The organism is Chryseobacterium ginsenosidimutans, from assembly GCF_039536845.1.
In the GTDB taxonomy this organism is placed as follows: Bacteria; Bacteroidota; Bacteroidia; order Flavobacteriales; family Weeksellaceae; genus Chryseobacterium; species Chryseobacterium ginsenosidimutans_B.
On the sequence record NZ_BAAAZJ010000009.1, the window covers coordinates 198,284 to 209,829 of the forward strand.

9 protein-coding genes are annotated in these 11,546 nt (G+C 33.6%); 1 reads left to right on the top strand and 8 read right to left on the bottom strand.

All coding sequences use genetic code 11. From position 1 onward, the window contains the following. Nucleotides 1-46 precede the first annotated feature (46 nt). The 8 genes from ABD745_RS10950 to ABD745_RS10985 form a co-directional block, all read right to left on the bottom strand. A complete protein-coding gene (locus ABD745_RS10950) occupies nt 47-1,081 on the bottom strand; it encodes an NAD(P)/FAD-dependent oxidoreductase (protein ID WP_344830064.1) in 1,035 nt (344 codons plus the stop codon). A 55-nt stretch (nt 1,082-1,136) separates the two neighbouring features. After that, complete coding sequence (porN, locus tag ABD745_RS10955) at nt 1,137-2,075, bottom strand: type IX secretion system ring subunit PorN/GldN (RefSeq protein ID WP_047397642.1); 939 nt, start codon at nt 2,073-2,075, stop codon at nt 1,137-1,139. Nucleotides 2,076-2,084: 9 nt separating this feature from the next. Further along, nucleotides 2,085-3,674, bottom strand: coding sequence for a type IX secretion system motor protein PorM/GldM (porM, locus tag ABD745_RS10960; protein WP_344829227.1), 1,590 nt, complete (start codon nt 3,672-3,674; stop codon nt 2,085-2,087). 53 nt (nt 3,675-3,727) lie between these two features. Further along, nucleotides 3,728-4,417, bottom strand: coding sequence for a type IX secretion system motor protein PorL/GldL (porL, locus tag ABD745_RS10965; protein ID WP_047397640.1), 690 nt, complete (start codon nt 4,415-4,417; stop codon nt 3,728-3,730). A gap of 58 nt (nt 4,418-4,475) precedes the next feature. Further along, on the bottom strand, nt 4,476-5,894 hold the full coding sequence (porK, locus tag ABD745_RS10970; protein WP_344829236.1) for a T9SS ring complex lipoprotein PorK/GldK: 1,419 nt from the start codon (nt 5,892-5,894) through the stop codon (nt 4,476-4,478). Between the two features lie 108 nt (nt 5,895-6,002). Further along, a complete protein-coding gene (glmS, locus tag ABD745_RS10975) occupies nt 6,003-7,856 on the bottom strand; it encodes a glutamine--fructose-6-phosphate transaminase (isomerizing) (protein ID WP_344829240.1) in 1,854 nt (617 codons plus the stop codon). Nucleotides 7,857-7,882: 26 nt separating this feature from the next. Then, entirely contained in the window at nt 7,883-9,478 is a 1,596-nt protein-coding gene (locus tag ABD745_RS10980) for a DUF4270 family protein (RefSeq protein ID WP_344829246.1), read from the bottom strand. A 15-nt stretch (nt 9,479-9,493) separates the two neighbouring features. After that, nucleotides 9,494-10,264: a glycogen/starch synthase gene (locus ABD745_RS10985; protein ID WP_344829251.1), complete on the bottom strand. Its 771-nt coding sequence runs from the start codon at nt 10,262-10,264 to the stop codon at nt 9,494-9,496. Nucleotides 10,265-10,434: 170 nt separating this feature from the next. Between ABD745_RS10985 and panC the strand changes: the two genes are divergently transcribed. Continuing rightward, the gene (gene panC, locus ABD745_RS10990) at nt 10,435-11,283 is read left to right on the top strand and encodes a pantoate--beta-alanine ligase (protein WP_344829266.1); all 849 of its coding nucleotides are present in this window, start codon (nt 10,435-10,437) and stop codon (nt 11,281-11,283) included. The last annotated feature ends 263 nt before the right edge of the window (nt 11,284-11,546 follow it).

Genomic DNA, 11,546 nt, shown 5'->3' on the forward strand with positions numbered 1-11,546 from the left:
AGATTGTTTATTCTTTATGAAGATAAGATTTTTTCAATCAATAATTCTATTTAAATCTTTCCAAAGAAACTTCTTCATGCAAAGGAACATTTTCTTCGATAAAATCATATAAACTCTTAGAGAAATAGCATCCATTTAAAATTCCTCTTGCTCCAAGACCATTGAAAACATATAAATTTTCATGGTCAGAATGTCTGCCGATAATTGGTCTTCTGTCTTTAACAGTTGGTCTGAATCCGAAATTTACTTCACTAATTTCAAAATCATAAGGATAAAATTCCGACAATCCATTTGTTAATTGTTCTACAGCAGAATCGTCAATATGATGATGTAATTGTTCTCTATCATAAGTTCCGCCATAAAAATACAGTTCATTATTAACAGGGAATAGGAAATGTTTCTTTTTGATTGTCATATTTTCCGGGATAGGTTGGGAAAGTTTTACCCGAATGTTATGACCTTTATTTGGATTTATAGGAATATTTGAAAAATACGGATTTTCCTGTACAGCTATTCCTTCACAAAATAAGATATTTTTAAATTTGAAATCTTTGTAAATGGAATCGGCAGTATTCAACTTGGAATAATCGAACCTCTTTTTAACAAGATGACCTTTATTTTCTAAAAAACTAAATAAACCCGTGAAAAATCCATTTACATTAAGTCTGGCAGACTGATTCACCTTTCCCGACTGAAAATCGTTTTTTACCACCTCTAAATGATCAAAATTTTTATCTAAAAAATTAACAAGCTCATCGTTTTCGGATTTTTTAAGCCAAAGTTTCTGTTCATTTTTATCATGGAAAATCCTGTGAATACGAGATTCGATTAAATAATTTTCTCCTGTATATTCTTCAATTTCTTTTAACGAACTTTTCAAGAAATCAATCTGTTCCTGAGCTTTCCAGAAGGTTGTAAACTTTTTAAGTACAACAGGATTAATAATTCCTGCAGAGACCTGAGAAGCACTCTTCCTTCCTTCCGAAAATATCACGAAAGATTTGTTATTTCTGATTAATTGATGAGCAAAAAAAAGTCCTGCATATCCATCTCCAACAATTATATAATCTACATTTTCCATAATAAAAAAACCTGAGTAAAAATACTCAGGTTTTCTATAATTATCAAGTGAAATCTTAGTAATTCCACATATCATTTTCCATTTGAAGGATCTGCGCTTTAATTCTGTCGCTTTCTTCAATCTGATCTTCAGAATCTCTTGGAATATAGTCTTTGATAACACCATCTCCTAAACCTGTTGAAGATTTAAAGATTACAGAAGAAAATCTTCTAGCGTTGATCAAATCATCAAAAGATAAATCTGCAGATGTATTTTTCTTGTTATAAACGTAGTTATTCGCTAAAATATCTCTTGCGTTTGGATAATACACCCAGAAAAGATCAATCAAATCATTAGCTCCAGGTAAAGGCTGACCATCCGGAGTTGTTCTACCAATCAATTTTGGATCCGGACCCATTGCAGCAATTCCTAATGGTCTGTACTTCAATTGTCCATCTCTTTTATCGATAAACCACATACCGAAGATTTTTAAAACTTTAACTTTCTCAGTTGTAGTTTCATAAACGTCAGTAAGCTCTTTTTTCTCCTGTTCAGTCAATTGACGACCACTGTTCAAAATATTGATTGCTTCGTCATCAACTCTTACATCAACTAATCTTGTTTTGATCTGTTCAGGAGTAAGTCTTTGAACGAAATTTTCATCGTCATAAACTTCTTTAATATCTCCGTTGAACGCTCCGTCCAATAATAGTTTGTAAAGAGATTTCGTTTCTGTCGCTAATAATCCATCAGGATTGTTATAATAGAATGGCTGATTGATCTTATCATTCATATCGATAACTTCCCAAACAAACATGCTTTTAAGGATATCCTTATCATCAACAAATCCGTATTCCAAAGGCTTAACTTTTTTGTCGATAATAGTATCTCCAACTTTCATTTTGTTCTCAGCTCTCATTTTTCTGAATTCTTCAGGGGAAGAAGCATTCAGGATAGTTTGGGAAAACATGAATCCCGAAACTAATACTAAAAAACTGCTAATATATTTTTTCATAATTCTTTATTATTGAACATTAATTAATACAGGTGAAATATTCGGAACAATTGTATTTCCTAATCCAGTAGCTGTTGCTTTAATATCAAATATATAAACACCATCTCCTGCTCTCAAGTTTCTGAACATTCCTGCTGCACCTTGTAATGAATTACCCTGAACCTGCATTGATGCTCTACCAGGTACTCTTACCATGAACGATGTCACGTTAAACGATACCGGGAAGTCAAAATCAGGAATAACTGCCTGAAGTGCTTGGTTCTCAACAGATGTTGCTGGCAAGTTTAAGATATTCTTACCTCTGATCTGTCCTTGTGGAGGTGGTACATTCTTAATTCTGTACTCAAATACTTGAGATAAAGATTTACCATAAGGATCTGTACCAGATAATGTAATTTTCAATACACTTCCTGCACCAGGTCTTACATCCCACTTACCAGGTCCTGTACTCTTAACAGTTGCTCCCGGAGCAGATAATGATAATTTAGCATTATCAGCACCTAAGATTGAACCTGTAACAGGGTTATCAAGATTTCTATACATTACATTCATCTTATCAGCAGAAAGTAATAAACCTTTTTGAAGTTTAACTTCTTGCGGACCTGCGATAACATTATATGTGTGTGTGAATGGGAAGCTTTGTGCCTTACCAGTCGCATCAGTTAATGTAATATTACCACTTAAGGTACGCTCACCAATTCCACTAGTATTAAGTGATGCATAACCTTTTCCGTTCTCTTGTCTGTTTACACCAGAAATATTGATTTTGTTACTATTAGAATAGTTACCTAACATAATTACAGCTTCAGCAGGTTTACCAGAAACTACATCTACAGGCGCAGAAACAATAGCTTCATAACTTGTAAACTTAATGCTGGCATCTACTTTTTCCTGCAGCATTAAAGCCAATGCATCAGATTGTACGTTTCTTGCATCATTCTGAATAATTTCTAAGTTAGAAATTGCTGCAATTAACGGCTGATGATAGAACTTATTTTGGAACCAAGTTTTCTCATTTGGAGATTTCCCTTTAGGATATTCAGCAACAAGAGATTTATTAGCTCTTTCCACTAAGTCTTTCAACTGAGGATTATTACCAAAAGTTGTATTAATGTAATTTCTTACATCATCAATTTTTGCTTTTAGATCTAAAGCTCCTTTTGAAGGTGCATTTTCATCCCCTTCTCTAAAGAAATATTCTGTAGTCGCTTCATTGTTATTAAGCGCTGCAAAATTTTCGCTTACATCAATATCTTTTCCTTGAGCATCCTTATCATGAAATTCTGATTTCTTCTTAAGATGATCCTTAATTTCCTGTGCAGATTTTACTAAAGCATTGATTTTATCTCTAAGAATCTGATATTGAGCCCAAGGCTGCGCATAAGTATCAGGTACTTGTTGAGCTTTTGCCTCAAGAGTTTTCTCAAAAATCTTTTCGTTTTTCTTTTCCGTTAGAGTTCTTGTCTCATTAAGCGCTTTAGTAGAGTCATAATATGATCTGATGATTTCTGCATCAATATTTAGGGCCATCATCGCGATGAACACCAAATACATCAGGTTGATCATCTTCTGACGAGGTGTCTGTTTTCCTGCTGCCATTCTCTTTTCTTTGTTTTTTGATTAAGTAGTTAAATTTAGAAATGGTTTGGAAATTAAGACTTCATAGCAGTCAACATACCTCCGTAAACTCTGTTTAAATTGTTTAAGTTTGAAGTTAAACCTTGTAACTCCTGATTGAATTTTTCTGAGTGCTCAGCAGATTTCTGCATATCTGCAACATATTTATTAGCAAACTCTGATTGTTTTTTACCGTTTTCCAACTGCATATTATATAATGCATTCATGCTTTCCATATGTTGAGCAGCTTTATTTAATTGCTCGTTATATTTATGAGTAGAAGCTGATACGTCAACAGTTTGATTGATTTGATCAACTGAACTAGAGAATTTATCAATCCCTGTTCTTAATCTTTCGAATAATTGAACATCAAGTTTGGCATCTTGAAGCATTTTGTCAAGTTTAGTAGAAAGAGAGTTTTCTAATTCTGCAAACTGAGCAGCATTGCTTTTAGATACATTTGAGTGTAATGGGTTTGGGTTTGCGTGCTTATCTAATAATTCAGGATAAACATTTTCCCAAGCGTAAGACTCTTCAGATTTTGGCGGGTCGAAAGCGAAGATAATGAAGATGATAGCTTCCGTGATAAGTCCCACTGTAAGAGCAATGTTACCGTTAACTGGTCCCAAAGTAATGTGAGTAATTTTAAGCCAAGCTCCAAGAATTACAATTGCAGCACCGAATGAATAGAAGAAATTCATCCAAGCATCTTTAGTCTTAAACATATAAGTTAGTTTTTTTTAATGTTAAATAAAATTGTTATTGAAAATAATGGTTTTATAATTATCTGTTAACTTTTCTTGGCTTAACAGCAGCTTCAGGAATATCCTGTACGGTTCTAAATCCGATATAACTTCTAGCTGAATCTTTTCTTTCCCAATCTCTTGCACCAGTCATCAACATATATCCTACATCCTTCCAAGAACCACCTCTTACAGATTTTCTTGTATCTACTTGACCTTTTGTTGTAGGGTTCAAAGTAGATGAGAATTGGTAAGAAGAGTTGTTATAATCAGATACTGTCCATTCAGAAACGTTTCCAGCCATATCAAATAACCCAAATCCATTTTTCTTAAATTTCTTTACTGGAGCTGTATATGTATAAGTACCTTTCTTATCGTCTTCCATATAATTACCTCTCTTAGGTTTGAAGTTTGCAAGGTAGCAACCTCTGTCATCCATTAAATAAGGACCTCCCCAAGGATAAGTAGCGTTTTGCATTCCACCTCTTGCAGCATATTCCCATTCAACTTCTGTAGGAAGTCTGAACTGCAATGGTCTTTGTTTTTTTCTTTTTAAACTTTCGTTGTAATCAGATTTTAATTTAGATCTGAAGTTACAGTAAGCTCTTGCCTGATCCCAAGTTACCCCAACAACAGGATAATCTTTGTATGCTTTATGCCAGAAATATTGTTCAAACAATGGTTCGTTGTAAGCAAAGTGGAAATCTTTTACCCAAACAGTTGTATCAGGATAAATTGCAATACTTTCGCTTCTAAGATAGTTTATACCTCTTTCTTTTTCAGCTAAAGCAGCATCCATATCTCCCCATCTGTATGTGTACTTAAGTTTACTAACATCTAGGATTCTTTCATTACCAATTCTTGAAGAAGCAGGCAAATACATTGATTCTAAAACCTCTGCGTATTCTACGTCAGGATATTTAGATGTATTCCAATGCAATGGAACTTTCCAGTCAATTTTTTTAGTCGGATCGAAGCTAGCTTCATCTCCGCCTCCTTGTCCTTCAAGGTATTCTTGATATGGTGTTAAATTTTCTTCTTTTTGAGCAAGATATGCATAATCACCGATTCCCGTACCCTTTCCTTTACCTTCACCACCTTCTCCGGCAGCTTCAGCAAGCAAAGTTCTAGCAATAGAATCTCTTACATAATTGATAAATACCCTGTATTCTGCATTAGTAGTTTCAGCTTCATCAATGAAGAAAGAAGAAACAGTAACAGTTTTTGCTTGTGCTTTTTCAGGACTATTTGTGAAGTCCTGATCTGTAAGACCAGCCACAAAAGATCCTGCAGGAATTGCAACCATTCCGTATGGTCTTTCCGCAACAAATGATTTTGTTTTTTCTCTTGGTATCAACTCTCCTTTTGTTCCTGGTTTCCCCACAGAAGAAGTACCACCACCTGAACAAGATACCGACGCTACTGACGCAGACAATAATAAAAGAAATATCCTTTTCATGTTAATTTTTATAATTAAGCCGTAAATATATAATTTTTTTAAGAAACTTTTAAGATTTTTTTTGAAATAACGAAAGAAATCTAAATTTATTTTATTTCCAAGTAATTTTTATTCCACAGTTACAGATTTCGCCAGGTTTCTCGGCTGATCTACATTCGCACCTCTATATACAGCAATATAGTAAGCTAATAGCTGTAAAGGCACTGATGCTACGATCGGCGAGAAACATTCTGATGTCTCAGGAATTTCGATAACATAATCTGCCATCTCACTTACTTGTGTATCTCCTTTATTTACAACAGCAATAATTTTCCCTTTTCTTGCTTTAATTTCCTGAACATTACTGACAATTTTATCATAGTGTCCTTTTCTTGGAGCAATGATAACAATCGGCATGTTTTCGTCAATTAATGCAATTGGTCCGTGCTTCATTTCTGCAGCCGGATATCCTTCAGCATGAATATAAGAGATTTCTTTCAATTTCAACGCACCTTCCAGTGCTGCAGGATAATTATATCCTCTCCCTAAATATAGGAAATTTGTAGTAGTCACAAAATCTTTTGCGATATTTTGTACTAATTCATGGGTAGAACTTAAAACTTCTTCAATTCTTTTAGGAATCGCATCCAATTCGGAAATTAAGCTCATAAATTCAGCATTTCCAAGGTTACCATTATGTTTACCTAATTTAAAGGCAATTAAGGTAAGAATAGTAAGCTGAGCAGTGAAAGCTTTTGTAGAAGCAACCCCGATTTCAGGACCTGCATGAGTATATGAACCTGCATCTGTAATTCTTGCGATAGAAGAATCCACCACATTACATATACCATATATAAATGCGCCTCTTTCTTTTGCAAGTTTCAAAGCCGCCATTGTATCAGCTGTTTCTCCTGACTGAGAAATTGCAATTACTACATCTTTATCTGTAATAATTGGATTTCTATATCTAAATTCTGAAGCATATTCTACTTCAACAGGGATTCTAGCATATTCTTCAATAAGATACTCCCCGATTAGACCTGCATGCCAAGAAGTTCCACAAGCAATAATGATGATTCTGTTGGCATTTTTGAATTTTTCAATATGATCCCAAATTCCAGCCATTTTAATAACACCTTCGTCAACAATAAGTCTTCCTCTCATTGTATCATGAACAGATTTTGGCTGTTCAAAAATTTCTTTAAGCATAAAGTGTTCGTAGCCTCCTTTTTCAATTTGCTCCAAACTCAACTTAAGCTCCTGAATTTCAGGTTCAATTTTTGAATTATCATTAATTGTTCTGATGTCTACTCCATTTTCCAATGAAATAGTAGCCATATGACCTTCTTCCAAATAAATTGCCTCTTTTGTAAATTCTACAAAAGGAGAAGCGTCAGACGCGATGAAGTATTCTTTATCGCCAATACCAATTGCCAAAGGCGAGCCTAATCTTGCCACTACTAATACTCCAGGATAATCCTCATGCATTACAGTAATAGCATAAGCGCCATAAACTTCATTAAGAGCATATCTTACAGCTGTCGGAAAATCCATTTCGGTATTCAGATCCATAAAATATTGGATAAGATTTACCAGCACTTCAGTATCTGTCTCAGATTTAAAAGTAAATCCTTTTTCAGAAAGCATTTTTTTAATAGTATCATAATTCTCAATAATACCATTATGAATAATTGCTATCTTATTATTATTAGACAAATGCGGGTGAGAATTTCTATCACTAGGAACACCGTGAGTTGCCCAACGCGTGTGTCCCATACCAATTTTAGCAATTCCTTTTAATTTTCCAGAGATATTAACAAGATCGTCTACTTTACCTTTGGTTTTTTCGACTTCTAATTTATTGTTAGTATTTTCTAAAACAATTCCGGCACTATCGTATCCTCTGTATTCCAGTCTTCTAAGACCATTAATTACTATATCGTAAGCGTCCTGAAAACCTGTATATCCTACAATTCCGCACATAATTATATCAAGTGTTTTTAAGTTTTTTATTTTGTACCGTAAATTACTTTAAGCTGTACTCTGTTTACGTTACCTGCCTCTGTTCCTACAAATACAGCTCTACTCGTGTTATAAGGAGTAGATATAAATTTATATCCAGCTAATCCAGTCCCGTCAGTATTAGTTTGGAAAGAACCCATATCAATTCTGAAATATATAGAAGATCTCTTAGTAGAATTATAATCTGTTTTTTCTACAAGATCTTTTACAGATTTTGTAACAACAAAATCATAGTGCGCCGGATTCTTGTCCAAATCATAAGATTTATAAATAGTATACCCATTTGCTCCAGCTAAGTTCAATACATCATCTGTAAAATTCGTTATTGTTGAAGGCAGACCATTATTAGGATTAATTTTAGCCGGATCTTTATATTTCTGTAAGAAAGTCAATGCCGTAGGTTTAGCATAATTGGCATTATTCCATGAAGGGTCTGTATATATTCTAATTTTAGCACTAATGATTGCTGCTTTATTATCATTATATAATTTCTTAAGCTTATCTATTTCCTCTGCAGGTATTTTAATTCCAATAGAAGGACCTCCCATTCCCTGTGTAAATAATTTCTTATCTCCATTTGTTCTGTCACCAATTGTAGTAGTTCCTAATGCAGACCCCGCTCTGCCATATTGATATTGACCAATATGTGCATTTGCAGAACCTAAAGCAAATGTATAAGTGGTCTGAGGTCTTGTTGCCGGTGTAACATCTGTCTTATCATATTTATAATACATGATAAGTTCCATATCATTTGGAGAGAACTGGAACAAATATCCATCACTTTCATCAACAGAAATTCTAAGTCCTTTAAAATGTCTGATAAAGTTAGAAGCATCCTGAAGCTCAGGTTGATCTTTCTTTGCTATAATTTTATTCTGGAAAAAGGTTTTATCCAACGGAATTCTAATTCCCGGAGTAGTAGTTGTGAATAAAGCAGCTCCACCATCATCCTTTGTAATTGCCACAGAACTAATGTTACCTTTAAATTCTTTCGAACCTAAAACAGTAGCATCGTATGCAAAATTTTGATTAGACTTAACGCTGTCTGAAGGTCCTTTTAAGAAATCAGTAACTTCATTAACTGTTATATGAAACGTTCTTTTTGCTTTACCAAATTTTAAAACCGGATAAGTATTCACTACTTTCTTAGCGTTCACACTTCCATCGGCTGCTGTAGTATAAGTAAAATTGTCATCGACAGTATTGGTAGTAACTGAATCAGAAGCATAAGTTGGCTTCATAACCAAAACAACAGAGTCTACAATTGCATTGGTACCAAAATCAGGATCATATGTTGACAATCTTAATTGTGTAAGATAAGATGCCTTCTGCATCCCGAACTGCCCTTCATCAAAAGCACCAAGTACACCATAAGTTAATTTACCTGCATCACTTCGAATACTATCGTTATTATTAATATTAAAAGCAGTAACTTCAAAAGATTGTTCATTTCCTTGTGCTGCTCCGTCTAAAAATAACTGCTCACCTAACGTATCTGCATCCGGTTCACAATTATAAAGTAATGCACTTCCAAAAACCACCAAAGATAAAACGGTGATCGCTTTTTTAATAGTATGAATCATTAAAAACGTGTTTTTTTAATAAAGTTGATTTATAGAATCTACGTCAAGATATTCCGATTTCTGAGTAGAAGTTTCATTGAAAGCTTTATCCAGGTCTTCATCTAAGAACTCATCTCCTTTTACTACGGAATCTACATAGTTCATGCTTTCAATTACAAAAGTTTTAACAGTTGGATTATCTAACGCTTTTAATCCTGAAATATTATCAAACTTAAGTTTTTCGTCAATATTCTTCGCCAAAGGAGCATCTTTTTCATTATATAGAGAAAGAACAATTTTAGCGTCTTTGAAATAAGTATCAGATTCGTAATACGTTTTCAAATAAATAGGAACAAAAGAAGCCATCCACCCATTCAGATGAATTACATCAGGAACCCAGTTTAGTTTCTTGATTGTTTCGATTACCCCTCTTGCAAAAAAGATTGCTCTTTCGTCGTTATCATCGAAGGCTTTCCCTTCGTCATCAAAATAATATTGTTTTCTTTTGAAGTATTCTTCGTTGTCAATAAAGTAAACCTGAAGTCTTTCTCCAGGAAGAGATGCTACTTTAATAATAAGAGGTTGATCTAGATCATTAATAATAATATTCATTCCTGAAAGGCGGATCACCTCATGAAGCTGGAATTTTCTCTCACTAATTTGTCCAAATCTTGGCATAAAAACTCTTACATCATTGCCTTCATTGTGCATCTTAAGTGCCATTTTGTTTACCACTGCAGCCATATTGGTATCTTCCTGATATGGATACATCTCTGTAGTAATGTACAGTATTTTTTGATTCGGCATAAACTTCTATCTAATTTTTGTAAAAATGCTTTAATGTGCAAAATTACAAAAAAACATCCAACATTAATTTAATTAACATTTTTTTACGATAATTCCCTTTTTCAAATTGTCAAAACCACACCTAATTATATGATATTTTTAGTATTTTTGAAATACTATTAAAATAAACTATGGAAGTTTTAAAAAGTAAAAAAGTTCTTCAGGATTTCATTGAAAGACAGAAAGAAATGGGTAAAAAAATAGGTTTTGCACCTACGATGGGCGCTCTTCATAATGGTCATTTATCACTGTATAAGATAGCAAGAGAAGAAAATGATCTGGTAGTATCGTCAATTTTTGTTAATCCTACTCAATTTAATAATCCTGAAGATCTTGAGAAATATCCGAGAGATATAAACCGGGACGTTTTGATCCTTAAAAATTCAGGATTAGTAGATGCTGTTTATATTCCTGAAGTTACTGATATTTATCCCGAAAAAACTGAAAGCCAAAGCTATAACTTTGACGGACTGGAAAATGAGATGGAAGGAAAATCAAGACCAGGACATTTCGATGGTGTCGGAACTGTTGTTGAAGAACTTTTCAATCAGGTAAAACCAGATAACGCTTATTTTGGCGAAAAAGATTTCCAACAGCTTGCCATTATTAAAAAGATGGTTGAAAACAAGAAACTTCCGGTTAAAATAAAAGGGGTTCCTATCTACAGAGCTGAAAACGGACTAGCACTAAGTTCAAGAAATCAAAGATTACACGAAGACCGAAAAGAAGATTCAAAGGTTATTTACGAAACTTTAAAGAAAGTAAACGAATGGTTCAGAGTGCTGACAATTTCAGAAATCAAACAAAGAGTACAGGATATTTTTGATAATCAAAGAGGAATGCAGTTAGAATATTTCTTGATTGCAGATGAAAATACATTAAAAGAAACCGATTTCTTCTATAAAGACAGAAATTTCAGGGCATTTATTGTAGTTATCGTAGACGGGGTAAGATTAATCGATAATATGCATTTGGATTAATTTAAAAATATATTTAAATTATTTTGTTAAGATAAAACGAGTGTTGCTTATTATTAAGCAGCACTTTTTATTTAATGTACAAAGATTTTTTTTTGACATTTAATTAAGCAAAAATCACGATCATATATAATAAAAAAATCGAAGGCTTCTTGAGAAAGCCTTCGAAACACCAAATCACAAAATATTAATATGAAAAAAATTTACTTTTCAGTAAACTTGTGACCCGGCTGGGATTCGAACCCAGGACCCATACATTAAAAGTG

What these genes read in the sequence shown, in the direction of transcription:
- ABD745_RS10950 (WP_344830064.1), bottom strand. Translation starts at nt 1,081, where the DNA reads ATGGAAAATGTAGATTATATAATTGTTGGAGATGGATATGCAGGACTT.
- porN (WP_047397642.1), bottom strand. Translation starts at nt 2,075, where the DNA reads ATGAAAAAATATATTAGCAGTTTTTTAGTATTAGTTTCGGGATTCATG.
- porM (WP_344829227.1), bottom strand. Translation starts at nt 3,674, where the DNA reads ATGGCAGCAGGAAAACAGACACCTCGTCAGAAGATGATCAACCTGATG.
- porL (WP_047397640.1), bottom strand. Translation starts at nt 4,417, where the DNA reads ATGTTTAAGACTAAAGATGCTTGGATGAATTTCTTCTATTCATTCGGT.
- porK (WP_344829236.1), bottom strand. Translation starts at nt 5,894, where the DNA reads ATGAAAAGGATATTTCTTTTATTATTGTCTGCGTCAGTAGCGTCGGTA.
- glmS (WP_344829240.1), bottom strand. Translation starts at nt 7,856, where the DNA reads ATGTGCGGAATTGTAGGATATACAGGTTTTCAGGACGCTTACGATATA.
- ABD745_RS10980 (WP_344829246.1), bottom strand. Translation starts at nt 9,478, where the DNA reads ATGATTCATACTATTAAAAAAGCGATCACCGTTTTATCTTTGGTGGTT.
- ABD745_RS10985 (WP_344829251.1), bottom strand. Translation starts at nt 10,264, where the DNA reads ATGCCGAATCAAAAAATACTGTACATTACTACAGAGATGTATCCATAT.
- panC (WP_344829266.1), top strand. Translation starts at nt 10,435, where the DNA reads ATGGAAGTTTTAAAAAGTAAAAAAGTTCTTCAGGATTTCATTGAAAGA.